This window comes from Pseudomonas sp. CFBP2511 (genome assembly GCF_030209255.1).
GTDB lineage: Bacteria > Pseudomonadota > Gammaproteobacteria > Pseudomonadales > Pseudomonadaceae > Aquipseudomonas > Aquipseudomonas avellanae.
This window is the reverse complement of the sequence record NZ_JARVSI010000001.1, coordinates 32,744-58,285: the sequence shown is the minus strand read 5'-3', so window position 1 is coordinate 58,285 and position 25,542 is coordinate 32,744. Positions and strand designations below refer to the sequence as shown.

The 25,542-nt window shown below is 53.8% G+C and carries 25 protein-coding genes; 22 read left to right on the top strand and 3 right to left on the bottom strand.

What is annotated here, in order from left to right; all coding sequences use genetic code 11:
- Window positions 1–160 precede the first annotated feature (160 nt).
- On the bottom strand, window positions 161–904 hold the full coding sequence (locus tag QRN38_RS00275; protein ID WP_159420712.1) for a YkgJ family cysteine cluster protein: 744 nt from the start codon (window positions 902–904) through the stop codon (window positions 161–163).
- Between the two features lie 556 nt (window positions 905–1,460).
- On the opposite strand from QRN38_RS00275, the gene QRN38_RS00270 reads away from it, so the two are divergent.
- From QRN38_RS00270 to QRN38_RS00245, 6 genes are all read left to right on the top strand, one after another.
- Window positions 1,461–1,829 carry a histone-like nucleoid-structuring protein, MvaT/MvaU family gene (locus QRN38_RS00270; RefSeq protein WP_057417549.1) on the top strand — a complete coding sequence of 123 codons (369 nt, stop codon included), beginning with the start codon at window positions 1,461–1,463 and terminating at the stop codon, window positions 1,827–1,829.
- A 649-nt stretch (window positions 1,830–2,478) separates the two neighbouring features.
- Window positions 2,479–3,165 carry a (2Fe-2S)-binding protein gene (locus QRN38_RS00265; protein WP_081025288.1) on the top strand — a complete coding sequence of 229 codons (687 nt, stop codon included), beginning with the start codon at window positions 2,479–2,481 and terminating at the stop codon, window positions 3,163–3,165.
- Window positions 3,165–4,145: an FAD binding domain-containing protein gene (locus QRN38_RS00260; protein WP_057417548.1), complete on the top strand. Its 981-nt coding sequence runs from the start codon at window positions 3,165–3,167 to the stop codon at window positions 4,143–4,145. The genes QRN38_RS00265 and QRN38_RS00260 overlap by 1 nt, the downstream gene beginning before the upstream one ends.
- A gap of 10 nt (window positions 4,146–4,155) precedes the next feature.
- Window positions 4,156–6,375 (top strand): xanthine dehydrogenase family protein molybdopterin-binding subunit, encoded by a 2,220-nt coding sequence (locus QRN38_RS00255; protein ID WP_057417547.1) that lies wholly within the window; start codon window positions 4,156–4,158, stop codon window positions 6,373–6,375.
- A 100-nt stretch (window positions 6,376–6,475) separates the two neighbouring features.
- Window positions 6,476–7,450, top strand: a complete 975-nt coding sequence (locus QRN38_RS00250) for an XdhC family protein (RefSeq protein WP_057417546.1) — start codon at window positions 6,476–6,478, stop codon at window positions 7,448–7,450.
- Complete coding sequence (locus tag QRN38_RS00245; RefSeq protein ID WP_057417545.1) at window positions 7,451–7,690, top strand: hypothetical protein; 240 nt, start codon at window positions 7,451–7,453, stop codon at window positions 7,688–7,690.
- A gap of 122 nt (window positions 7,691–7,812) precedes the next feature.
- Here the strand turns inward: QRN38_RS00245 and QRN38_RS00240 are convergent, their stop codons facing one another.
- Complete coding sequence (locus QRN38_RS00240) at window positions 7,813–8,289, bottom strand: helix-turn-helix domain-containing protein (RefSeq protein WP_057417544.1); 477 nt, start codon at window positions 8,287–8,289, stop codon at window positions 7,813–7,815.
- Window positions 8,290–8,585: 296 nt separating this feature from the next.
- Here QRN38_RS00240 and QRN38_RS00235 point away from each other — a divergent pair, with 296 nt between their 5' ends.
- The 6 genes from QRN38_RS00235 (at window position 8,586) to QRN38_RS00215 (ending at window position 13,472) form a co-directional block, all read left to right on the top strand.
- Entirely contained in the window at window positions 8,586–9,314 is a 729-nt protein-coding gene (locus tag QRN38_RS00235; RefSeq protein WP_057417613.1) for a metallophosphoesterase, read from the top strand.
- 2 nt (window positions 9,315–9,316) lie between these two features.
- Window positions 9,317–9,607 carry a hypothetical protein gene (locus QRN38_RS00230; protein WP_057417543.1) on the top strand — a complete coding sequence of 97 codons (291 nt, stop codon included), beginning with the start codon at window positions 9,317–9,319 and terminating at the stop codon, window positions 9,605–9,607.
- 563 nt (window positions 9,608–10,170) lie between these two features.
- On the top strand, window positions 10,171–10,314 hold the full coding sequence (locus tag QRN38_RS28100) for a DUF6957 family protein (RefSeq protein ID WP_375233366.1): 144 nt from the start codon (window positions 10,171–10,173) through the stop codon (window positions 10,312–10,314).
- A gap of 71 nt (window positions 10,315–10,385) precedes the next feature.
- Window positions 10,386–11,009 carry an HAD family hydrolase gene (locus tag QRN38_RS00225; RefSeq protein WP_057417542.1) on the top strand — a complete coding sequence of 208 codons (624 nt, stop codon included), beginning with the start codon at window positions 10,386–10,388 and terminating at the stop codon, window positions 11,007–11,009.
- Between the two features lie 532 nt (window positions 11,010–11,541).
- On the top strand, window positions 11,542–11,889 hold the full coding sequence (locus tag QRN38_RS00220) for a hypothetical protein (protein WP_144433540.1): 348 nt from the start codon (window positions 11,542–11,544) through the stop codon (window positions 11,887–11,889).
- Window positions 11,890–12,509: 620 nt separating this feature from the next.
- Entirely contained in the window at window positions 12,510–13,472 is a 963-nt protein-coding gene (locus QRN38_RS00215; protein ID WP_057417540.1) for a hypothetical protein, read from the top strand.
- Window positions 13,473–14,152: 680 nt separating this feature from the next.
- Here QRN38_RS00215 and QRN38_RS00210 read toward each other — a convergent pair.
- Complete coding sequence (locus tag QRN38_RS00210) at window positions 14,153–14,770, bottom strand: TetR/AcrR family transcriptional regulator (RefSeq protein WP_057417539.1); 618 nt, start codon at window positions 14,768–14,770, stop codon at window positions 14,153–14,155.
- 115 nt (window positions 14,771–14,885) lie between these two features.
- Here QRN38_RS00210 and QRN38_RS00205 point away from each other — a divergent pair, with 115 nt between their 5' ends.
- From QRN38_RS00205 to QRN38_RS00160, 10 genes are all read left to right on the top strand, one after another.
- Window positions 14,886–16,100: an MFS transporter gene (locus tag QRN38_RS00205; RefSeq protein ID WP_057417538.1), complete on the top strand. Its 1,215-nt coding sequence runs from the start codon at window positions 14,886–14,888 to the stop codon at window positions 16,098–16,100.
- Between the two features lie 36 nt (window positions 16,101–16,136).
- Complete coding sequence (locus tag QRN38_RS00200) at window positions 16,137–17,129, top strand: alpha/beta fold hydrolase (RefSeq protein ID WP_217998279.1); 993 nt, start codon at window positions 16,137–16,139, stop codon at window positions 17,127–17,129.
- Between the two features lie 13 nt (window positions 17,130–17,142).
- Window positions 17,143–17,655, top strand: a complete 513-nt coding sequence (locus QRN38_RS00195; RefSeq protein ID WP_081025287.1) for a VOC family protein — start codon at window positions 17,143–17,145, stop codon at window positions 17,653–17,655.
- 528 nt (window positions 17,656–18,183) lie between these two features.
- Window positions 18,184–18,564, top strand: a complete 381-nt coding sequence (locus tag QRN38_RS00190) for an SEN1982 family lipoprotein (RefSeq protein ID WP_235814493.1) — start codon at window positions 18,184–18,186, stop codon at window positions 18,562–18,564.
- Window positions 18,565–18,636: 72 nt separating this feature from the next.
- Window positions 18,637–18,873: a hypothetical protein gene (locus QRN38_RS00185; protein ID WP_235814492.1), complete on the top strand. Its 237-nt coding sequence runs from the start codon at window positions 18,637–18,639 to the stop codon at window positions 18,871–18,873.
- A 513-nt stretch (window positions 18,874–19,386) separates the two neighbouring features.
- Window positions 19,387–20,502: a hypothetical protein gene (locus QRN38_RS00180; RefSeq protein WP_057417536.1), complete on the top strand. Its 1,116-nt coding sequence runs from the start codon at window positions 19,387–19,389 to the stop codon at window positions 20,500–20,502.
- Window positions 20,503–21,335: 833 nt separating this feature from the next.
- Window positions 21,336–21,995, top strand: a complete 660-nt coding sequence (locus QRN38_RS00175; protein ID WP_057417534.1) for a hypothetical protein — start codon at window positions 21,336–21,338, stop codon at window positions 21,993–21,995.
- A gap of 254 nt (window positions 21,996–22,249) precedes the next feature.
- The gene (locus QRN38_RS00170; protein WP_057417533.1) at window positions 22,250–23,389 is read left to right on the top strand and encodes a CBASS cGAMP synthase; all 1,140 of its coding nucleotides are present in this window, start codon (window positions 22,250–22,252) and stop codon (window positions 23,387–23,389) included.
- Window positions 23,390–23,392: 3 nt separating this feature from the next.
- The gene (locus tag QRN38_RS00165) at window positions 23,393–25,009 is read left to right on the top strand and encodes a ThiF family adenylyltransferase (protein ID WP_057417532.1); all 1,617 of its coding nucleotides are present in this window, start codon (window positions 23,393–23,395) and stop codon (window positions 25,007–25,009) included.
- On the top strand, window positions 24,997–25,482 hold the full coding sequence (locus QRN38_RS00160) for a Mov34/MPN/PAD-1 family protein (protein ID WP_057417531.1): 486 nt from the start codon (window positions 24,997–24,999) through the stop codon (window positions 25,480–25,482). Before QRN38_RS00165 ends, QRN38_RS00160 begins: the two co-directional genes overlap by 13 nt.
- Window positions 25,483–25,542 lie beyond the last annotated feature (60 nt).

Sequence of the window (25,542 nt, the reverse complement as noted above, 5' to 3'; positions counted from 1 at the left end):
GCGCTGTACCAAGTGGTGCGGGTCATTCGATGCTGTGAAACCGTAATCCATCCCTAGCGCAACGGGTGGTGGCGCTAGGCTCTGGCGACCTATTAGCTAGATTCTCGGTGACTTTCATTAGGCCACTGGAGCTTTCATCACGTGGCCGCTTCGACTTTGTTCAGTGAGCCGAAGGAAGGGGAACGAATGCTGCGCTGCATTCGGAACTGCTCTGAACAGTCAAACCCTTGGCAAGCAGCTCCCGGCGTAGCGTCTCCGTTGCGGCGACCAACGTCCATTGGGTGATAGGTTGTATACTTTTCTCGTTTTGAGATTGTTCGATTGCGCGGAGCAGAGTTTCGATACTCGGCTGATAGACTACGAGCCCGTCTCCTTTCCATCCAGCGGATCTGAAATCAAGACGGTCGCAAACCGCGAGCTTAATAGCGGCGTCTTGCCGATCCGCCGAACGTGAACGATAAATTAACCCTGCATATTGCGACGTTTCTGTGTCCGCCAAGTCGGGGTCACCGTCCTGAATCCAGGACTCTGGAGGGCATTCCTTGGCCTCTGGTGCGAGTGCAATGAACGGATTGATCTCGCGTGGATAAATCCGACATACGAGAGGTCGTTGCTCGTAAATGGCACAAGCGTTGTCAGCTTGAAGATTTGGGCAAGCGTTCAGGTTGTTACCTGCAAAAATAGGGATCACTCGTGCTGTGCTAACGCCACTTTTCACTAGCGCTGAGCGGCGAGAATGGTGCTCGTAAGCTTGAGAGCTCGTCGGCCAGTTGCTGCTGTCAAAGCCTTCAAGCATGATGACCACTTCGTGTCCACGACCTAGCCAAGCCACGGTCTCCTCAAGGGTAAGCGGCAGAAATCTTCCTTTACAACATTCACCACAACCTACACATTCGAATTTCACAGCCGCAACTCCTGACTGGTAAAAAGAGTTTGATGGCTTATTCCGCAGAATTTTACATACTATCTGTGAAGTTTACTTTATTGCTGGTACTGGATTCATAGAATCCCACGATAGCAACGATGAGTTTGATGGATTAATAGCGTAAAAAGTTTTGGTTGCCCTCGTTGCATGAGTCATGATGATGTTAACCTTCTTAACCAAGGCGCAGCAGAAGAAGCTGCTGCGGTATATTTGTCAGCGAGACGCTATTGCGCTGAGGAGCCGGTGATGACAGACTTATATTGAGGCCACCCACTTCCTGCTAAGCAATTCTCATGATCTTCAGACCTTTGCAATACCGATGATTAATGCTGGTTTGTTGTTTCAACTCGCGAAGCAGGTTTATATTAATATGCTTTGTGCACGCTTTCGGAAATCGCGCTGCAAGCAACCTGCTTTTTAAGCTGGTTAGCCCCCTAGATGAGGTCGACTGATAACACCCCTCTGATTTTAGCCTCCCAGTTTTATTGGGACAGATTAGCAATTATGTGTAAATTATTAGGATTAGGAGCTTTACATGTCTCGTCTCGCTGACTACAGAAAACTCGAACAGCAGCTCGCAGCCCAGCTTGCAGAGTTAGAAATGCTTAAAAACGATTCCGGACTGAAAAAAGAGATCGAGTTTGAGACAAAGCTCCGTGGACTTCTGGCTGACTACGGTTACAGCTTGAGAGAGATAGTTAGCATAATTGATCCTCAAGGATTGAATAGTCGAAAAGTACCGGCAACTGTTCCTGAGAAGAAAACCCGTAAGCTGAGAGTGACGAAGGTTTACAAAAACCCAGTGACCGGCGAAGTCGTTCAAACCAAAGGTGGTAACCATAAGATACTCAAAGCTTGGAAAGCCCAGTTTGGGCGAGAGGTCGAGACCTGGCTGGTAAGATAAGTCGTCTCAGAACAGCCGTTTTCGGGCGGCTTTCTTGGCCAAGATTGATCTGTCGCCATGCTCATATGACCCATCAGATTGTGCCGATTGAACTGCGCCATCGTGCGTTGATAGATGTTGTAGTGGTCACAGTAGCTTGAGCGCCCGCCTATTTGCTGATTGAGTTCTGTACAGCGTATCGGACGCCATTCCGGGTATCCTGGCAAGGCTGAAGGGATGTTCTACTGCGATCGCAAATGCGGCTGGCCGCTTGAGCTGGACTTCCGGTGTCATTCCAGCGTAGATGACCGCACGTGCGGCATGGACTGGGGCCTATCTGCTAGGTTAATGCCATTTTTTTCTCTTTACCGAGAGCAGACCTTGTTGCCATGGCCTGCTTCGGTAATTTGTTACAAATAATCCCCAGTGCGTTTGTCCGTCCGATTCGGGTAAAGCATTCGTGACCTGCAGTGGTCGCTTCGGCGCATTGGCGTTCATTAATCGAGCCAGCTCATACCTGTGATTTTATGATTGCGATAGTCAATTCATTAGCCGAGCGGATAATTTAATCGGTCAAACTCAATGGCAGCCCGCGTTATTTAGAACGTCTGCTTGAGCTTTCCGAACCTAAAAAACCAAGAACCGTACGATCCCTGATGAGGATGGAGCTATGCCAAGCGATGAAGCTAACCGGGATGACGATGTAAGTCTCTCCCCATCTTCAATTGTTGACAGCGTTGTACCGTCGCGCCGTAGCTTTCTGAAATTCGGTGCCTCAAGCGTCGCTGCGGTTACTGTGTCCACTTGGTTACCGCAAGCCGTTGCTCAGATTGCTGAAAGCTCACAAGGTGCGATCTCCGATGGAGAACCAGCAGTAGGCGAGCGGCGTATCCAACTTTTCGTAAACGGCCAGCGTCATGTTCTCAACGTTGCCACTAATGCCATCTTGCTCGATGTTCTCAGAGACCGCCTTCACCTCACGGGGACGAAGAAGGGTTGCGACCAGGGTCAGTGCGGCGCTTGTACGCTGTTGGTCAATGGTGTTGCGATCAACTCATGCCTCTCGGTTGCGGTACAGCACGATGGTGACCAAATTCTCACGGTCGAAGGGCTGGAAAAAAATGGGCAGTTGCATCCAATCCAACAAGCTTTTTGGGAGCATGATGCTTACCAGTGTGGCTACTGCACGTCTGGACAGATCATGAGCGCACTCGCGATCCTGAAAGATCCGAACGTTGGAACCGACGACGCCAGTGTTCGAGAGGCCATGAGCGGCAACATCTGTCGGTGTGGTGCGTATAAAAATATTCTATCTGCGATCCAGTCTGCTCGCTCTAAAATGGGGAGTATTGGTTGATGCGTACTTTTGATTATACAAAAGCTGATTCTGTACTTAAGGCCATAGGTCGCAGCGACACCTCTCAGCAAGCCTTTCTCGCGGGAGGCACGACTCTACTTGACTTGGTGAAGCTTGATATCATGCAACCGCCAACAGTCGTTGATATAAATCACTTGCCGCTCAAGCAGGTCGAACGGCTCCCTGACGGCAGATTGCGTATTGGAGCGCTGGTTACTAATACCGATCTTGCCCGGCATCCGCAGGTAAGAGAACACTATTCGGTTCTATCAGAGGCTCTTCTGGCCGGTGCCTCCACGCAACTGAGAAATAAGGCTACCACCGCAGGAAATGTCATGCAGCGCGTGCGTTGCGGCTACTTTCGAGATGGGGTTTCACCTTGTAACAAACGAGTTCCTGGCTCGGGGTGTGCCGCCATTGATGGTCATAACCGCAGCGTTCATGCAGTCCTAGGCACTAGCGACTCATGCATTGCAACTCATCCGTCGGACATGTGCGTCGCAATGGCCGCGATCGGGGCTCGTGTCATCGTACAAGGGCGTTCCGGCACCAGAGAAATCGACTTCGCCGATTTTCATTTACTGCCCGGCAATACGCCGTGGGCCGAACATGCACTCCAGCCCAATGAACTCATCACTCATATCACCTTGGACGCTCCAATCCCCGGCGGTAAGTCTGCGTATCTGAAGCTGCGTGACCGCACTTCTTATCAGTTCGCTCTCGCCTCAAGCGCGATCATTGTCTCTCTGGACGGCCAGCGGATTCGCGATGTTCGCATCGCTCTCGGCGGTCTTGCGACAAAGCCTTGGAGAGCGCGGGAGGCGGAGGCTGCGCTGATCGGCAAGGTTGCATCCCTTGAGCTGGTCGCAAAAGCAGCCGCGGCGGCGTTTAAAGATGCCCATCCTTACTCTCAAAACGCTTTCAAGATCCCGTTGGGGCAGCAAGCCATCGTCCGAAACTTTCGAAACTTGATCGCCTGAGGAGCATCCCGTGAGCGCAGAGACAATAGGAAGTCCCCACCGGCGCATTGATGGCCGTAAAAAGGTAACCGGCAGCGCGGCCTATGCTGCTGACCACCCAGTTGACGGTCTGGTGTACGCCTATGGCGTTTACAGTACCGTGGCAAGCGGGCGCATCCGTGCGATACACGATGAGGATGCCAAGCGCATGCCAGGGGTGTTAACCGTTTTGCATCATGCAAACGTGAACCACCTGCACCGAGCTCCAAAAGCAGCGTTTACTATGGACATCACCAAAATATGCTACCAGGACGAGCGTCGGCTGCCGTTTGAAGATGACGTTGTCAGTTACCCTGGCCAGTTTGTGGCGCTTGTTGTCGCCAAGACGTTCGAACAAGCGAGAGCTGCAGCTTATCGCGTAAAAGTTGATTATGAGGTGGCTGCTGCTGTGGCGACCATGGATGCCGCACTCAAGTCATCGACGCCCAAAGATAATGGTGCTGGTCATACTCGGGGTAATGCTGAGGGTGCTTTCACGTCCAGTGCTCATCGAGTGGACGCGACATACTTTACGCCGATAGAAACGCATAACCCGATGGAAATGCATGCCACTACCGCTCGCTGGCAGAACGGGCGTTTGTACGTTTACGAGTCCACTCAGGGGGTAGTGAATCACCGAAACGTATTGGCTAGCGTATTTGACCTCACTCCGGACAAGGTGGAGGTTAACGCCCCGTTTATTGGTTCCGGTTTCGGAGGGAAGCTGTTCCCCTGGCCTCATTCCATTGCTGCCTGCGAAGCGTCACGACAAGTTGGACGTCCCGTGCAGATGGTGGTGCCCCGTGCCCAGATGTTCACCACTGTCGGCCATCGCCCAGAGACGCTCCAAAGGCTGCGACTCGCGGCGGATTCGCGCGGCAAGCTGGTCTCAATCCGCCACGAAACGATCAACACCACGTCCATGACTGATGATTATTTCGAGAACTGCGGTGGCGTTACCAAAAGTCTTTACTCCTGTGCCAATGTCACGGTCTCTGAAAAGTCCGTTCAGGTACACCGAGGCACTCCTACGTCGATGCGTGCGCCTGGAGCAGCTCCAGGCCTCTTCGCGTTGGAATCTGCCATCGACGAAATGGCCCTTGCATGTGGCCAGGATCCGCTGGCGTTTCGCCAGCTAAATATGGCCAAACGCGATGAGAGCAGTAACTTGCCCTGGTCAAGCAATCACCTCGCCGAGGCCCTATCCACGGGCGCCGAACGCTTTGGTTGGCACAATCGAAATCCAGCGGTCGGATCGATGCGCGATGGTGACGAGATCATCGGCTACGGGCTGGGCGCGTGCAACTGGGAAGCCTTCAGATTGCCCGCCCATGCTCGCGTACTACTGCGCGCCGACGGTACTGCTCTGGCTCAATGCGCCGTACAGGACATCGGTACCGGCACCTATACGATCGTTGCGCAGACAGTGTCGGACATCACAGGCATCCCTATGGAGAACATTGAGGTGGAACTGGGCAGTTCTTCCTTTCCCCCAGGGCCACTGTCGGGGGGGTCGTGGGCAACGGCTAGTGTCATGCCGGCGGTAGCCGAAGCCAGCCGTGAGGCGCTTCGGAAGTTGCGAGAGTACGCGGTCTACGCCAATGGCCCGTTCCCGGGGGCTGCGCCGGAATCTTTGGAACTTGAGGGTAGCGGCCTACGTTTGGGTAGCAATGTCGCCTCGTATGTCCAAATCCTTAAAGGGCAGCGTCTCGCCAAGGCGGAAGGGGAATATGCGAGCCCCGGCGGGGATGTTTCAAAATACTCCTTCCGCTCGTTCGGAGCTCACTTTGTCGAGGTTCGCTGGGATCCGGGTATTTCCCGTTTACGCGTTGCTCGGGTGGTGAGTGCGATCGACGTCGGCAAGGTCATCAACCCTCTCGCGGCGCGAAATCAGGTTGAAGGCGCGGTAGTGATGGGCATCGGTATGGCGCTATTTGAGGCGTCGGAATTCGATGCCCGCAACGGGATGCCGGTGAACAACAACTTCGCTGAGTACGTTGTACCTGTGCACGCTGACCAGCCGGAGATCGATGTGATTCTGCTCGATCATCCCGACTTGCACCTCAACGAGTTTGGCGCCAGGGGCATCGGGGAAATCGGTATGACTGGCTTTGCGGCGGCGGTGGCCAATGCTGTCTATCACGCTACTGGCAAACGAATCCGGAATTTGCCCATCACGCTGGACAAGTTGATGGAAAGCGTACCGGTTTGAGGAATCGCAGGATTGCTCGGCAGCTCCGTTGCTGTAGCAATCCTCACCTTCGGTCAGTGCTCGTCATCGTGGAAATTCAGCTACAACATCTGTGGATCGCATGAAGCACTTAGATTTGCAAGTGATACAGCAGGGTATTGCATGGCTGGAGGAAGGGCGGCCGGTGTGGTTGTCAACTGTTCTGGCGACCTTCGGTTCAGCTCCTCGCGGGCCTGGGTCGATGCTGGTAGCAGCGTCGAACGGCGAATCGCGTGGGTCACTATCAGGGGGGTGCGTAGAGGAAGATTTCCTTGAGCGAGTTTCCGCGTCTGGATTCAGCAAGCTCACTGAAGTAGTCCGCTACGGCGAGGGTGGGTTAGCACCAAACTTGGCGCTGCCATGTGGCGGCGCCCTCGATGTGCTGGTGGAGCATTTCACCCCAGGCAATGAATCTCTGAATCATTTTCAACATATCGCAGACGCGCTTTCCGGGAGTCGATGCATCGGCCGGGTCATCAGCGTGGGTACTGGTATTAAACGGATTGTGTCTACCGAAACGAAACAAGCTCGGGTTACCCGGTCTGAATCGGAGGTGACAATTTTGGTCGGCCCTGCCAAACGGCTGATTGTTGCCGGCTTTTCGCCGGTAGCAGAGCACTGCGCGATCTTCGCCGTGGCATTAGGATTTGAAGTTATTGTTTGTGATCCGCGGCCGGAACAAGTCGCACAGGCTCAACGCGTGTTACGCAATGTTCAAGTGCTCGAAGTCATCCCGGCATTGTTCATTGAGCAAGGCGGATCTCACGCAGAGACGGCGATAGTCGCTCTAACCCACGATCCTCGGCTTGATGACCTGACGTTGATGGAGTCCATCCGAACCGAGGCCTTCTACATCGGAGCGATGGGATCTACTAGGACAAGTATTAAACGACTGGAGCGGCTGGCCCGCATTGGCGGATTTACTCATGAGCAGAAGCAGCGCATTCATGCGCCAATAGGTCTTAACTTGGGTAGCAAGACTCCAGCCGAGATCGCAATAGCAGTGATGGCAGATGTAATTCGAGTCGGCAATGGAGTCTTACGAGACGCCCTGTGAATGGGTCATTTGGTCATGGGTATAGATCCGATCGGTGTTGCTAGCGCGACCTGGATTGTGGAAAACCCTGAGGAAATCGTTGCGATTGAGAAGTCGCAGTGGGGGAACGTCAATAAGGTTGAAATGATGCGAGCTGCACTGAGCTATGACAACTTGAAATCCTATGATCTGCGCTGGGGGTTCTCGGATGATCTGGCCCCGATGGTTAATTTCATCAGGTTGGCCAATGCCTCATGTTGAGCCTGGATCAGGTTCGCCTTATCATATTAAGACGATAGCCTTCACTGGCCTGCTTGCGCTTCCCGTGTCCTCTTTCTCGAGGAGGATCGGGCTCGATGACAATGAGACGACAAGGCACAGGTTTACGCTTGATCGCGTTTCCAAAGCTTATGCACTGTTTGCTTACTGATCCCAAGCGTCGCCGCGGTGTCCTTCTGAGACATCCCCTGCGCTTTGCACCTCAGGACATTCTCAAGCCTTTGCAGGTCAATTTGCCTACCAGGGGGGCGTGAGACTAGCTCGCCATCTTTTATCTCACTATTGAGCTCATCCAGCCCGCCGGATGCTTCGAACCTGTCAAGCTCCATGCGAGTCTGTGACAGTACTTCCTCAATCGATTTGCCCTTACTCGTTGCGAGAGCAAGGGTCAAAAAAGTCAGTGGGGTGATATTGAACGTCGTACTGATGAGCTCAATCTTTTCCAGAGTAACCGCGGATCTTCCGTGCTCCAGCCTGGCTAGGTAGGTATGGCTGCTAACATCAGCAAGACTTTCGCGGGTTCGCTTCTCTTTACTCCGTAGCGTGCGAAGCACTGCGCCGACCGCGAGCTTAAGGTTCATGAAGCGTTCCCAAAGCCCACGATAAAGCCATGTTGCTTAGTCCCCTTCCACTGTATATAGTTGCTGATAGGGGACTGTCCTTGTCTGGGGGGGGGCTGGGTGAGGCCCAACGCCTGCCTACGCCGATAGGGCGAGCATGTGCGAGCATGTGCGAGCGCGTGCATAGCTACGGGGTTCAACGTTGTCTGAGGCGGGCTCAATATACCGCTAAACCCACTATTTTTAGCGTCCCTGCCTTGATCATCTGGCGCATGCCAGCGGTAAGCACCAACTGCGCGGTACGCCTGCGAGCGCTCATGAAAATTTTGGTTTTATCAGATTTACACAACGAGTTTTCAACATTCTCACCGCCTGACCATGAGGCTGATCTGGTAGTGCTCGCAGGTGATATCGATCTTAAAGCCCGGGGGGTGGTATGGGCTAATGAGACGTTTACGTGCCCTGTCATTTACTGCTGCGGTAACCACGAGCTTTACAGAGGGCACCTCGACCGTACATTGGCCAAAATGAAGGCTGCAGCAGCGCCACATGTCCATGTGCTTGAGAATGAGGTTTGGATTGCCAGCAACGTCAGGTTCTTGGTCGGAACGGGCTGGACTGATTTTTCGGCTACCGGAGACGTGGTTGCCGCTTCAATGATATGCGCACGTGAAATGAATGACTTCAAGATGATTCGTGCTGATGCTCAGTATCGCCGCCTGCGCCCGGCCGACCTCATTGAGAAAAATCAGGCCGCCCGCGAATTTCTTGATCGAGAGCTCAGTACCCCTTTTGAAGGGACGACAGTTGTAGTAAATCATCATTGCCCAATCGCTGAAGCAGCTGGCGATGAGCATGAAGGTCACGTCAGCGCAGCCTATTTCAACCGATGGCATTCACTGTTGGAAAAGGCTGATATGTGGATCTTCGGGCATACGCATCGATCCATTGATGAGATGTTCGGCACGTGTCACTTGATCTCGAATGCTCGCGGGTATCCCGGTGAAGAAACGGGGTTCGACCCGCACAAGATTGTGGAGATCTGAACATGATTAAAAGGCAGGTGTTGGGTCTGGTCGACCCGGCGGTGGTTCCTTCCGGGGTGTTAATAGCCAGCAGTCTCGACTGGGGCGTCACTGTTGATGCCTATTTGATTGACGCTGCACGAATGGGTGGTCGCTACGCGGCTCAAGCGTACCTCGACCGCTCCGGAGAGATTCGCGATGGCATGACCGTTGTGACTCCTGAGGTTACCCAGATATCAAGAAAGGGAGGTTTTCTAATGGTACGCAGCCTGAGTCAAAAGGATCACTACGTCATCGTCACCGAACAATCTTGAAGGTCGACTCCATGACACCCAACTTGGATGTGCCCGCAGGGGTAGCACGAGCTTCTCGCGTCAATTTCGGACGGGCGATCACGGCTTACTTGCATCAGCCGGCCATGGAGGGATTCAGCTTAATCGGCAGGGTTTACTTTGATCGTAAGGATAGATTCAAGATCGGTCGTCTGATTCGGACGTCCGACGTCGTTGAGTTCATCGAGATTGCTGATCACCTCGTTGCGATCACCCGCACTGAGAGCGCTTACGTGCTAATCGACCCGCAGTGTCAGCTGCTATCAGCACCATTGGAATGACCATGGATCTTTTGTCAGTTCGCCAAATGATTGCATTGGAAGGGCGGCACGTGAAGGGAGCGGGGCCGGACAGCGCTTGTGCTATCGAGGAAAAGCTTCACGTTTCCGGCAAACCCTGGTGCGCGGTCTGCGCCTGGGTGCTGATCGACGTACCTCTGGACGTGACTACGGATCCCTTACCTAAGCCGATGCTCCCGATGGTCATGTACGCACATTTTCGTCCAGTTGCACAGCAGCGGGAGGCTCCGCATCGGGGATACCGTAATGACAGGTTATGCTACTTCGTATCGCGAAGAGGGCATATTTGAAACGCCCGACACTGTGTACGTGCTGATCGGCAACGGTTTTCGTAAATCTGCAGACCTTGTCACTGTCAGAGGGGCGCAGTTGCGTCCGCCAGGCGAGTAGGTGTCACAGGTCGCAGATGCCGAGGCTCTGTTGAGTGGATTGATTGTTTGCTTTCTGGCTTGGGAGAGGTGATGGAATACAAAGCAATCTTACTCGACGCCTTTGGCACAATCCTTCGAATAAATACGGGCACGCATCCTTACCGTCTGTTGTTGAAAGAGGGGCGCCGCAATGGTCGCCAACCTCGGCCGGATGATGCGCGGGTTCTCATGATGTTCAACGGAGGATTGTCCCAAGCAGCAGGGCATCTGGGCATCGACATAACCGCCTCACGGCTGGCCGAGATCGAAGAAATGCTTGAAGCAGAAGTAAGCTCTATCGAAGCCTATCCCGATGCCCTTGAAGCCGTTGCTCTGCTGCAAGAGCGCAAGCGTCTCGTCGCGGTCTGTAGCAATTTGGCTTACCCGTACGGCAGGGCGGTTACCCGCTTATTCCCGACCTTGGACGCCTACGGGTTTAGCTATGAAATCAGTGCGACTAAGCCAGATCCATACATGTATCGTCAGACCTGCGCGTTGCTTGGCATGGTGCCTGGTGACGCTTTCGGCGAGAACAGGATCGTCATGACGGGCGACTCATTACGTTGCGATTGCTACGGGCCACGAACCGTTGGTATCACAGGCGTACATCTGGACAGATCCAATCCCAACGGCATTAGCGACCTAGTGGATTTCGCCAAGCAGGTGTTGATCTAGGCGTAGTTTTATTGCTCGTGCGTTAGGGTGATTCACAGTCGCAATGTCTGCAACGGACACGTGCACACACGGACATCACTATAAGCCTAGAAAGCTGCACTTCAAGCGAAATGTCCAGCCTGTGTCAGACAAACTTATCTAAAGTCGGCATTTCTTATAGAATTGCGACAACATTGCTACCCCACCCCCTTGAAAATTTCAAAACCAGACGGGGTTCTATATTTGAGGGCAAAGGAAAAGCAGCAATACCACAGGTCACGGTATTGCCGAGGTATTCAGACGGTTTTACATCGGATGCTTGCGAAATTTTGCTAACGCGGTCTTGTAGGTAAAACTTGGTCAGATGGCAGAGCGATGTGGCCGGGGGCCTAGAAGAGGTCGCCTTCCTTTGCAGCCGGCAGGCTGCTGCTTACGCTTTGAATACAAAGTACACACGATTTTTTTCAAAAATACTATATGTAGTGTTTATATGTTTGATTTTAGTGTTGTATATCAATATTGTGTTCTGTGTGATTTCGCCTAGCGAGAACGCGTGAATCTTGGATCTGATTTGGAAGCGAGCATCTGGATGGATGCGTCACGGGCCTATGGGCCCTCTTTTCATCAAGTAATTGGCCAAGCGTTCGCAGAATACAAACGCCAGCCAGGAATAGACGACCTGACTCGATTGCATATGAGCATGGCGGGATCCGACACCCTCAATATCCTCGCCTCATTTTCACTTCCGCTCGCTCGAAACGAAGGTGAGTCAGAATACTTAGAAATCAGACATCGGCTGAGATGGCACATCGTTCGCCATCTGCAGCGACGCCTGATTGCCGATGGCCATGCTACTGATGAGATGCGTGACGATCTCTTGGGTACAGATCTAGGGCTCTGAGTTGTCATCAAATCTAGGGGTAGGCAGGCCCGGGGGGCGGGTTTGCGGTTGACTAGGATGGGGGTAGGGCTGCTGTAAACCTTCTTTTTGATGTGTAAATCTGCAAGGTTTACAAGTCGATTTCCAGCTTTACAGTTGGCCAGAGCTCTAGCTCGACAGTTTCTATGTCTGTTGCTGACCAATTAGATCAGACAAGCGAAACAAGTTCCATTAACGGCCTCGGTTTAGCTGAATCAAGCAGTCAGCAGGGCAGTACTGGCCAACAGAAGTGACACGCCCTTGTCCTTCTAAAACGCCGTGCCCAGCCAGCTACCAAGGCAGAGAAGCCTGCCGACCTTCGCCAAGGCAACGTACTCTTCGTCTGTGTTCAGCGGCTTACCTTTGAGCTTGAGATGCAATCACCACAAGTTGCGAAAAAGGTATCCCAGAACTGGAGCGGCCGCAATGGCGATAAGCAAAGGTGCAAGGTGCTGCGGGACGTCGACGGCTAGGAGTGGATCTGTGAGCTGCCGGGTTTGGTCAGCGCAGAGTCAGCTTCGGTTATGGCGTACAGCTAGTGATTCTCAAGGGCCATCGTGCTGGGATAGTCTGCCCAAACCACAAGGATAGGACGATAAGGAATGCCCGTGAAGATTCGAATCACCGAAGCGTACTGTGTAGAGCTTGAGGCCACCGTTTCGATTACCGAAGCACGCAGAGCGTACTTTTCCCTCTCTGAGCCGAGGGCTCGATTCACGTTCCAATGTTCATACTCGGCGTGTCTGGTATCAGAAAAGCCGCCTACGATTATCGGGGTGAACTATGCAAGCTTACCGGCAGATACCTATAAAGCTGCGCACTTTCGCGACCCCGCTGAAGGGCATGTGCGTGGGTGCCCTTGGCAGGATGAGGAACTGGGTGTGAGTGGCCTCACCCAAGCGTCGCAGGCTCAGTCCACGGATCAAGAGGCTAAGCGTAAGCTTCATGACTACATCAATGAGTTTGACCCTTCTCCCTCAAAGCCTAAGCCCGATCTAGGAGCGCAAAAAGGTACGGGTGAAGATCCTTCTACTCATGGCGATCGGGATCAACGAGGTGTTGCGAAAGGTGACTCGTTTTCCAATAGGAATCGTACCAGCAGCTTTGAACGGCTCGTTGAGTGCTATCGCAATGCACACAAAGATTTAAAGCCTCACGAGTTCTTCGCTTTACGGCTCAAGGTCGCCGGTGAGGGCGAAATGTCGCTGATATCGTATTTCCCGAATGTATCTAAGGCCGATCCAGCCATGCCTGCCCGCGTCATACAGGGCGGCGCGAGGTTAGAGCCGCGCAAGGGAGGCAGAGGATTCATGCTCTGGTTCATAGGTCGTGTAGGAGGAAAGGGCGTCTACCTTAAAGTGACAAGCGAAGAAATGGATGCCTACAGGTTCCGTGAATTTTTCAATAACACCCTTGGCCAACAGGATGCCGACTACTTCAGGGTATTCGCCTTGGGCAATCTCGTGCTTTCTGAAACCAAGAAAAGCTATAGACTAGTGCCTCAAGACTTGAACTATCTGACACTCTTTGCGGCGAAAAAACAGCAAGCCGCGCCAGCGGAATAGACTAGATGGGAGCTTTTCATTGGACATCAGAGATGGGGATGAGATTACTTCTCGACTGAGTCGTTTTGTAGCTTGCAAGAAAATGTGCAGCCGAACGTATCGCTTAGCACCACAGTCTTAGAGCGAACCTCGTTCATAAACGGATTCGGGTACAAACGAATATAGCCATGGAGCGGCAACCTGCTTTCAATCTCGCTACCTTCGCCGCTCAACGCAGGGCATCCCAGGCTGCGTCATCGAGCATCTGCGATGAAACCCACCACTCCTAGTACCGCCAGAAGTGAACTGGCCGACCGAAAGTGCTGCCGCGTGTGCCTCCTTTCTATGAGACCTGTTGCGGTAATTCGAACCAATGCAATCTGGCTCGCCACCGAACCGATAGATAGACGCGCTGGGCCCAAAACGGCCATAGGCTGGGTCATTGCGTGTTCGGTGCCGCGAAGCCTTAGTGCGCTTATCTGATCGGCAACCGCCGCGTCCATCGGGTAAAAGTAGTCGTGCATGATGGCTAAACCAAAAGACGGTCTGTTGGTCTGTGGCAATCGCTTTAATCACGCAAGACTCCTACATTGGGTTGACCAGGAAGCATGCAGGTGTAGGGAGAAACCAGGCAATAGTCGGACGACGCCAGCAAGGCCGCCGTCATGATCTCCGCAGTTAAAGCGTCGTGCGTGGAAGTCTCAGGAAGACTCTTCGGGTATATCCTTTGCCCTGGCTATTATTTGGCTGAGGCCTACTACGGCGGTCTCCACGACTGCAATCAGCCTCTCTTCCTCCCAACCCTCCTTCGCCGCAGTCGACAGGCCAAGCATGGTCACGGAGACATAGTCTACGACGTGGCTAGCAGCGGAGATGCCAGATGCTTCGAGAAACGCCATCACTTTTGCACGATTCTCGTCTGCGATTTGCTTAGCAGCTATTCCCGACTCAGTGGTTCCGGCCTTCGCATGCTCCAGAATAAAACAACCTCGGCGGTTCGGATGTGCGGCGTATGCATGCGCCGCAGCCCTAAGCATCTCCCTCAGTACAGTCTGCGGCGGTTTGTCTGGGATCAAGAAAGTGTCAAGTGGCACGACAGTCGCGGAGTAGTGCTTCAACGCATCGTTGAAAAACGCACCCTTGCTGCCAAAGGCCGTATAGAAACTCGGCGCAGTAATCCCTATCGCTTCGGTCAGCGATGCGACGCTGACGTTCTCATACCCGTACTCGTGGAACAGATGCTGCCCGACCTGGATGGCGTCCTCAAGGACAAATTGGCGCGGTCGCCCACGGGATCGCTTATTTACGTTAATGGTCATTACATAATCCGTTTACTTTAAGGCTTGTGAATAATATAGTGGTTGCTAACGTAAATATCCATGCTGTCAGCTAGCGCTCTGCACGGCAGCCAGTACGCCAATCGCGAGGAAAATTATGCAGCCCTCCACATCTCAAAGCCTGTCCGATGAGGCTCCTGCCAATGGCCCCGGACTACCCATCGCGGCATTGGCTGGCCTAGCCGCCGCAGGCTTTCTATGCATCGTCACTGAGACACTACCCGCCGGTTTGTTGCCTAGCATCGCCTCTGGCCTTCAGATCTCTGAAGCTATTGCAGGGCAGCTTGTCGCGATATACGCACTTGGATCTCTGTTGGCGGCAATCCCACTCACCAGTCTGACCCAAGGTTTGCGCCGCAGGCCTGTCTTGCTTACAACGATCATCTGCTTCGTTGTCGGCAACACGTTGACCGCAATGGCTGAGTCAATCGGTGTCGTACTGATCGCACGATTCATAGCAGGATGTGCCGCAGGTTTGGCGTGGGGAATACTTGCGGGATACGCACGCAGCATAGTCCGTCCCGAACAGACTGGGCCGGCAATGGCGGTCGCGATGGTAGGTGTCCCCCTGGCGCTATCACTTGGTGTGCCGTTGGGTACGTTCCTTGGGAGCTTGGTAGGGTGGCGTGGGTCGTTCCTTATTCTATCGGCACTTGCTGTCATGTTGATCGCTTGGATCATCGCCAAAGTTCCCGATGCTCCTGGTCGAACCGGGGACAATCGCCCCTCGCTCACAGGCGTCATCAGAACCAAGGGTGTCCTGCCGATTCTACTTGTCATTCTGGCCTGGATGACTGCCCACAACATTCTCTATACCTACATTGCGCCGTTCTCCACTGCCTCGCAATCGCGAGTCGATCTAGTCCTGCTGGCGTTCGGAATAAGTTCGCTTGTTGGTATATGGGTAGTCGGGCGTTGGGTCGACCGGATGCTCCGCCTGATGGTGCTTGCATCAATCGGTTCGTTCGCATTAACCGCTGTGCTCTTGAGTATTGCTGCAGAGCAGAGCATCGCGGTCTATCTGGGCGCCGTCGTCTGGGGCCTGGGTTTTGGCGGCGCGGGCGCCATGATGCAGACAGCGTCAGCTGATGCCGCCGGCGATGGCGTCGACTTGGCCCAGGCCATGGTAACCACTGCGTGGAACCTGGCAATCGCGGCAGGCGGAGCTGTTGGCGGGGCGCTCCTTACGCAAGGTGGTACGTCCATGCTGCCGCCCACTGTCGCCATTCTCGCACTGCTCGCTTTTGTAATAGCACTGGCAGCACGTCGCTATGCCTTTCCTCCCGGTAGTCGCGCTCAACAAGATCGCTGATCGCCCAATCATTTACCGTCCCACTAGGTGAAAAACATGAAGCTCCACGCAATTGCACTAGCCGTTGCTGCGCTCGCTATGGGTGTAACTCAGGCCAACGCAGCACAAATCAATCCTGCACCGCCTCCAGCTGTCAGCGCCCAACAGGCAGAGTTTCCGATACCCGAAGGTTTTACCAGCGCCTATGAGACTGTTGACGGTGTGAAGTTGCATTTCGTACGCGGCGGCAAAGGCCCCCTTGTGCTGCTTGTCCACGGCTTCGGCCAGACATGGTATGAGTGGAATAGCCTCATGCCGCAACTCGCAGAACGCTATACGGTCGTAGCAGTCGACCTGCCAGGTCTTGGCCTGTCAGCGCCGCCGAAAACGACTTACACCGGAGTGGATGTTTCGGAGTACCTGCACAAGCTTGCCAAGCGGATCAGTGCGGACAAGCCCTTCTATCTTGTTGCACACGATATTGGTATCTGGAACAGCTATCCAATGGTTGCCCGCCATCCAGGGGACATCGTGAAGGCTGCGTTCATCGAAGCGACCATTCCTGACGAAACGCTCTATTCGCTGCCAGCCTTCGTCTCTACCGGAGAGGCACCTGGATGGCACCACAGTTTCTTCGCAGCCTCGGGTCAGTTGGCCGACGCAATGGTCAAAGGAAACGAGCAGTTGTTTCTGACGCATTTCATTCGTCACCATGCCAGCAACCAAGCGGTGTTCACTGACGAACTGGTAGACCGTTACGTGCGGTCATACTCTAAGCCCCAGACCTTCCACCACGCATTTGAATATTATCGTGCGCTTCCCCAATCGATTAAGCAGAACGAGAAGCTGGTGGCTACTAAGCTGACAATGCCTGTACTCGCGGTTGGCGGTGGGGGTAACGGCGGGTTCGGTGCTCAGCAGCCTGAGAACATCCGCCGCTACGCCACTAACGTTGAATCGCACGTGTTGCCAGATTGCGGCCATTGGGTTCCAGAGGAGTGCGCTCCAGCGTTGAACCCTTTGATCAACTCCTTCTTGGGTCGACCATAGGTGGGAATGCTCAATGTCTAGCAATGTACGTGGCATAGATCATATAGGCATAACGGTTCCAGACATCGAGGCAGCAACCCGGTTCTTTCACGAGGCCTTCGATGCAGCTATCGTCTACGACACAGTGGTCGATGGCCAACCGCGTCGCCCCCCCGAAGAACTTGCCGCAACGGTAGCGCTGAAAGAAGAGCAAAGAATCGTGGCGACTCGCATGATTCGTCTCGGTGAAGGTGCCAACATTGAATTGTTTGAGATCGAAGGTGCAGCACCGGGCGTCGATGGAATAGGCTCCATGGGGCTTCAGCACTTCGCCGTTTACTGTGAGGATCTTGCCCGGGTGCTCCATCGTGTCTTGGCTGCAGGAGGTACTCCGCTTCGCGGGCCGAACGCACTTTTTGGTATCGAAAAAGGAACAGGCAATTCTATGCATTATGTCCGAGCGCCATGGGGCTCGTTGATAGAGTTGATCTCCATCCCCACCGCCACAGGGCCGAGCTGCGAGGTAGATCGTTGGAAACCTTCTTGAGCTAGATTTCGTCCAAACAATCAGCCTGCAAGCATTTCTTGATGCAGGCTCGTGCAACTATGGCTTTGAAGCTGTTCGCCAGCTTGTACCGAGCGACAGCATTACGGTCAGCGGGAAGCCGTTGCTGTCGCAGGCGAGCTGTATTTTGGTGATCAATCTGCCTCGGCTATGGCCGAGGCAGTGGCGTTGTAGCTGTTGTCTATGGCACTGTAAGCGATGGCCGATCTCAGAGATTATCTAAAGATCAAGCTGTGACGACGGCGTTTGAAATACTTCTAGGAATCTAGGTTGACGCTCACGGCCCCGGCACGACTGTCGTTAACCAAACCATTACTTCGCTTGTGTCTTGACCCTTCAGGCTTCCATCTCCGCGCCTGCATGCTCCGCTTGCCATAATCACCTTACGTACGAGGCGGCGATGAGCGACCTTAGGCTTACGAGGTCAACGAGGGGAAAATGGTGTGGTCAAGGTGTATCTACCGGACGCTTACGTTGGTCTTGCACTCATCGAGGTCTGGAAGCAACAGTTTGGAGGAATGGAAACATTTACCTGAACCAGACGTCCTAACGACCATATCGCCTTCAATCGTAAAGGATAAAACGATACAAATTAGAGAAGTGACACAGGCGGTGTTGGTTGTCGGTGGTGCGTGGATGCTTGTTGCCTGCGCAGGCGGGCCTTCGGAAGGTGAGATTCAGGCCGCGTTGCAACCTAAGCTTGAGGGCGCCTCATGTGTGCGTGCGCCGATGTTCAAAGCCTTCCCAGTGACTCTGGAGGAAGGTTTCGGGAGTGGCACGTCGATGGGCAATGAGCGTGCTTTCGACGCGCTGGTGGCCGCGGGGCTGCTCGCCAAAAGCGGCAAGACATATTCCCTTACTGACCCTGGGCAAGCTGCCTACGTCCAGTAGGAGTCAGGATTCTGTTACGCCCAGGGTTATGAGATAGCCAAGATTAAAGATACGTCAGAAAACGCCGAACAAATGGGCTCGGCCGTCGATAAGTCATGGGTCGTGACGGTGGACATTCGCCAGAAGTCGGTAGCGGCATGGGCCAAAACACCTGCTGTTCAGAAACTGGCGCGCAACCCAGAAACGCTTTCTGAAGAACCGAAAAGCTATCGCGTGGTTGTCGGCAGGTTGAAGGCGGATAACAAGCTCCAGTTGATCGACCCGCGCTTTTCTATCATGCGTGGTTTAAGCGTCAATCAAGCGTTTTGAATCCATGGCAATACCCCATCGCTCCCTGCAGCACATGAGGCCGGGTTTTGCGATTAAGGTCTTTAGCGGATGGCAATCCTGATGATACGGGCGACAGTGTCTACGTATTTTGAGTGGTAAAATCGCCCTTGTCACTGGGTCGGAAAGATGGATTCACCGGACGGTGACATCGCTTATGGCTCACGAGCTGCTCTACATGAAATGCTTCCGAATCGATGAGAGCGGCTATACCGGGCATGATCTGTTGAATCAGGTAGAGCTGTCCCAAGGTGTTTGGGGATCGCTATAGAGCATGCAGAGGCTGCCCAGCTCATCCGAGAGTACTTCACGAAGCTTCAGGCATCCGAAATGAAGGGCAGGTTTTGATCGAACGTTCAGGTAACCACCTACGGCTCTTCGGCTGATGTGCAAATTACTTGCCAACTACAAATGCACCTACAGCCTACGCACGTGCTTGCAGCTTAGCGGCAAGTCCTAGACGGCTTTCTTCAATCGTCCCATCAAGTACCAACCATGCCACCACTATACGACCAAACTGGATATGACAATTCCGATGAAGATTTCATTGGATCGAAAATCAAGGGGTGGCAGTCAGGCAACCGCCACGACGCCCTAGATTTGGCAGATTTTTATGCCGCGCAAGGCGATGACGAACAAGCTAGCCTCTGGGCGCGCCTTGCCGATGACACTGAAATTTTACTTGGCCACCTACATAGCGGGCTGGCCTTGATCGAGACTGCGCCCGCGCGCGCAGCTCAACACCTCATAGCTGCCTTCAACGGTTTGCGCACCGAGGCTATAGCGCCTCTTCATCAGCTTCTGCAGCTGAATTCTGCGGAACGCCTAAGAATGCCCCCTTATGAGCACAGCAGGGTCTTTGTGCAACTGCAGGAGATCCTTGAAAGAAAGGCTACGATCGAACTGCGAACAGCGCTTCTGACGGGTACCCGCCCAATTCTTTTCCAAAAAATTCCTGGCACAGCAACGTACGATAACGCGCAGTGGGGCGGAGGGTCGCTGTTTGTCGTCATATGGCATGGTGTTCATTTCGCGGTTACGGCTTTGCACGTTATCGAAAACTTAGGGGCCGAACGCAAGGAGTTTCGGCTTCTGGTTCCGGGTACGGAGGTTACCTTAGAGATGTATGGTGGGGGTACCCCCTCTAAAGCGCCTCGACTCGATCGGGATGAGCTTGATGACATTTATGCATGGCACATTCGGGGGCTGCCGAACGGTCATGATGAACTGGGGTGGTGGTCTTGGAAGCTGGATCAGTGGAATCGGCCCGCATCTGAACTTAAGCAGGGGCAATCCCTTTATGCTGCAGGATACCCGGACGTTGAGGATCGATACGACCCTGAAAACTTCAAGATTGTCCCTATCGCTTCGATTCTGCATGGACGTCTAGGCAATGACACAGGCGTGGAAGGTATCTACGCAATGGACGTCGAGGAGGTGGATCACCCCATGAACCTAATGAGCGGTGGGCCGGTATTCGCCAGAATTGATGGCTTCCTTCACTACGTCGGAATGATTTTGCGTGGAGACGCAGAAGTGCGAAAAATCTATTTCATAGATTCCAGATATGTCATCGCTCTATTGGATCGGCACAATCATGGCGCGCACTAGGTGACCGGCCTATTGCTTCTGTCTACGTAGGTGTTCTTTGGGCGGAAGGCTACATTCTCTAAAGGTAATACAGGGTCACCTACAAGCGCCATGAACGCTGCGCTACTGCATTTGATGAAGGAAAAGCTCGCGGCGAGGTCTTAAAAAGACATGTCTTTGCGAGACAGTTGGCAGTTCAAAGCCGGCTCATACCAGGCTAAGCCCCGGGCCTACTCCACCTTCTTCAGTCTTTCCCCTTCCAAGCGCTTCCTTGATCGTTACCACTCGCATCCGTTAGCGATTGTGTTGGATGTTCTCTATCAGGTCTTCTGAGCTGTTGGTGGCTGCCGTGATTTCTTTATCCCCACCGAATCGGCAGTCGGCGAATGGGCCTCGGGGAAGAGGCGGGATCGTCCTTCGACGAAGACAGGTTTGTCATAGACCTCTTTAGGGTAGGGCGGTTTGTGGACTACCGGCGTTCCACATTTGCTCGACAGAGGCTCTGCGCCTGTGCCTTGGACGGAGGCGGCCGCCTTGCACCCCACGCCACTTTGGTCGAAGGCGTGATCAATGTTGATAACCATGCAAAATCGTTAATTATCCGGCTCTGAACATCCAGAATAGGCGTGTATACCATTCGGAGCCTCTGGCTCGCGGTTTTCATGGATACCTGCTCAGGCTCCCTCCGAAATCTTGGCTCGTAGGGGCTACCCTTGTCGGGATTGCTGTATGGGTGTAGCTGGCCTGGATTGTCACGCTGTTCTCCCGTAAATCATCCGCATCGGGACATCCGTATACACCCTGTAGCCGAACGTATAGGGTGAGACTTCTACCCCTATTCATAGAGGAACGGCATGTATCAAGTCATAGGGATCACCAAGACCCTCTGGTATTTTGCTACCACATGTGTGGTCATTTTCCTGCTGCTGCATTACCGGGACATGTCCGTGCTGTTGGCTGGCCCAGTGATGGATCTTCGTCGGCCTGTGTCCTCTGCGGTCGGTATAGGCGCTGCCGTTTTCTATTTTCTGGGCCAGACCTTCATGTTCGTATGGCTGTGCAAGCTGCCTTTTGTCTGCAAAATCTTCCCGCCCATTGACGGTGAGTGGGACATGAAGCTGAAGTCCAACTGGGGGATCATGCATAAATGGCTTGGCCAAGGGGATGGGTCTGCGCTCTACATTGTTGAGGGGAAGGTCAAGATCAAAGCTCGCCTCTTCAGCGTCAAAATGGAGTTCGTTGGGGCTGACGGCTACTCGGAATCAAAGACCATCAGTGTATCTGTCCGGCCAAGTGAGCAGACTGGCCTGCTTGAGCTCAACTACATGTTCATCAACTACACCCGGGTGCCACTGGCAACTGACACGAATCAGCACACCGGTGCGGGGAGGGTATTCGTCAAGGAATCTGGCGACCGGCTAGTCATGGAGGGCACTTATTTCACCGACCGCAAATGGACGGAAGGGCTCAACACCGCGGGTCAAGTAACGTTCACAAGGCCCATTGCTAGCTAGCGCAACACTGTTGGCTAATACTATATGTAGTGTCTTTTAATGGCGCTTGATCTATATGTGGTGTGATGGCACTATAGGTGGCACGTGTCATCGAGCATTTCGGCTGACGTACTGGGTAGGGCTGCACCCTCTGGAATTACGTGGTTGGCGTAGGGTTGCAGTGACAAGATTCATGAGCATGGCGCTCGGTAGTCTTGGTGTGAGGGTCAGCATTGTCGGAGACACCGTTCATTCAGCCCTTGAGCGGAGGCGTCATGCCAAATTTTAGTCCCTTGCTATTCACGACTACTGGGGAAGCCTGCTTCCTTGATGAACTCGACCTTAAGTCCAATGAGCTGGCCGAAATTGATGGGGCGCGTCAAGATATTCGCGAAGCCCTGAAAGCTGACCTGCCTCGCGTACTCAGTGAGAAAGGGCTTGAAGGTGAAATCTGTGAGCCACGGTTCTACATCCAGGGATCGCGTGCGTACAAAACCCTCAACAGCCCTTGCACAACGCCGCCTCAGCAGTCCGATATCGACGATGGCGTCTACCTTCCGCTGAGTGTCATGCGCGAGGAGAGCAGTCCTAAGCTCGCGATCAGCTTGTTCTTCGACGCGGTCATCGACGTGCTCGGGCCGATGTGTGCCGAAAGAGGGTGGTGCACCGAGAGTAAGGATACCTGTGTCAGGGTCACGATCTCTCCCTATGCTCACATTGACCTTCCCCTGTATGTGATTCCAGACACGTTGTTCAAGCTGATCAAAGCCAGCATGGAAAGCCGTGGCCACGCAACGTTTGACAGTGCGATTAATTCTGAGCGCGACAGCTGGAAGACCTTGCCCTCGGACAAGATATTGTTGGCCGACCTCAAGCAGGGTTGGCGTAAGTCTGATCCGATGGCGATGAAAAACTGGTTCAAGCGCGAATGCCAGGAAAAGGGCGACCAACTCATTCGGGTGGTTCGTTACCTGAAGGCCTTTCGTGACAAGCAGTGGGAAGACAAAGGCCCTAGTTCAATCCTGCTAATGGCAGCAGCATGTCCTCTCTTCGAGTACTTTGACAAGCGCGATGACCGGGCTCTGCTGAACGTGGTTAAGGGCATTTCGGATGCACTTCGCAACGGCGTCCAGAGCCCCATCGATCCCGAAGCGTCGCTCACGGCTCACATGCCCAAAGAGGCGATCGCGGAGGCCGTAGAGCTGTTCCAAGAATTTGCGAAGTACCTGCAAGGCGCTATTGATGCAGCGGATGCGCAGACAGCCTACAACTGGGTGCACAGCATGTTGGGCGACCGGTTCCCGTATGCGCCTCACCGCATGAAGTCCAATCCTGAAGGCATGCCAGCTTCCATGGCTGCGATCGCCCCTCTCGCGGGCCCGCCGGAGCCTGTGAAACGCACCAAGGCAGGCTGACGTATGGATTCCATGCCCGAAGTGTTGCGCCATATGATCGGATGGGGATTTATCAAGGTAGAACCCCAGCCGAATCCAAGTTGGCTGGCAATGGCCGGAGAATTGACTACCTCCACTCAGGGGACTGTTCAGTGCGAGGTGTGGATTGATCGCGCGTTCGAACGTCCTTTGAAATTATGGGTGACCGGTGTGCCTAAGCCACTACCGAACCTTGTGCCTCACCTGAGCCCGAACGGATATCTATGCTACGCAGCGCCGGGAACCGAGGTCATAGACATCTACGACCCGGTAAGGCAAACCCGGACGTCGCTGCTCCAGGCGACTGAGGTACTGGAGGAAATTATCGCCGGGAAAATGAAGGACGATTTGCAAGAGGAGTTCTTCATCTACTGGGAAGGCGCGTACTGCTTTTATGATGTTGATCGTCGCTCGTCCGGCTCACTGAATGTGCTTCAACTGTCGGACAGCAAGTTTTATGTGCTTACCGACGATGTCGAGAGAAGCCGGCTCAAGTTTACGCATGCACGCCGAAAGATTTTGGAGTTCTACACGCGGGTTGAGATGATCACGTCCACCGTGGCGCCGAGACCACTTCAAAAAAATTGGCCGCCAAAAACAGTCGGTCATATTCTCGACTGGCAAGCAGAGCTGGACGATGCGTGCCGCCGCAAAATTCGCGACAGAATCACCGCGGCGTACCGAGATGGGCAGCCGAATGTCATGGTCGTCATCGAGTCTCAAAAGACTGGATACAGCTACGGTTTTCTTGTGCACGACCTTCAGGCCAACCGACCCAATGATCAACGTTCGACTGATCAGCGTCTTCCCATCTTTGAATGCGCTGTCACTCTTCTTACGATGCTCCGACTTGATGACGCATATTTAAGCCAGCGCAATATCCCGGGTCGGACAACCTTTTCAGGCAAGCGCATCGGGATGATTGGGTGCGGCACCATCGGCGGATTTCTCGCTGAGATGCTCGTCAAGGCCGGCGCTGGAACGGGCGGTGGTGAACTGGTGCTGATCGATAACGACACGCTGATGCCTCAGAATCTCGGTCGACATCGACTGGGCTTCAACCAACTCTTCCAAGGTAAAGCAACTGCAATGGCCGAAGAGCTGGGCGGCGCGATGCCAACTGCGAAAGTGGCCCACTTTTCCAGCGATGCCAAGGATGTAAATTTAGCCGGCTTGGATTTGATTATTGATGCCACAGGGGAGGAGGCGTTCGGACATTGGCTTGCCAAGGCTGCATCCTGTCCAACCTTGCACGTCTGGATCGAAGGCGCGGGTGTCGCTGTGCGCACCCTGATCAAGCAACGTCCAGAACAAGGTTGCTATCGATGCCTCACGCAAGCTAACAGCCGAGGCAGCCTGTTGCCGGTCGTTGGGGGTGTGCCGCCTATATTCGCAGGGCAGGGATGTGAAGGGCTGTATGTCCCGTTTCCTGCATCTGTATCGATTCAAGCTGCTGCCTTGGCATTAGATACCGCTCTGGCATGGGTTGCAGGCAAACTGTGGCCTGCGCTTTCTACTCGGTTAACCGACTACAGCTACGAGCTAGCAACCCCGGATTGCTCGCCGCTGCCTTTTGCGGAATGTCCTGCATGCCGTTCGTGAAGACCTGGGTGGTGCCTGGAACGGAGCAGTTGGTGTACGTGAATCAGCAGCCTTTGGAAGTCTTCAGTCGATACATCCAGGATGGCATCGACTCGAAGGAAGCAGGGGGGATATTACTGGGCCACGTTCGCGGCGAGCATTTGGAAATTACTGAAGCCACTGAACCCTCTTTCTGGGACAGACGCTTCCGGTTTCTTTTCGAGCGCATGCCTTACTTTCATCATCGCCTAGCAATGAAACGCTGGAAGGAAAGCAACGGGTTGGTGCGATATATAGGGGAGTGGCATACGCATCCTCAGAATCACCCGACGCCGTCTTCAATAGACCTTAGGGAGTGGCAGATACTCGCTGTTGATCGACTCGACGGTCGTGAGCTCCTTGCCGTTATCGTCGGCTGCCATGATCTGCATGTTGAATACATGTCTGGCACCGGCAAACGGCGCGTTCTTGAGCATGCAAAACTCGAACGTTAGGAGGGATTTGAAGGTTTGGTCAGGAAGGGGGCCTGAGCGTACAAGGCCCCTCGATCACCA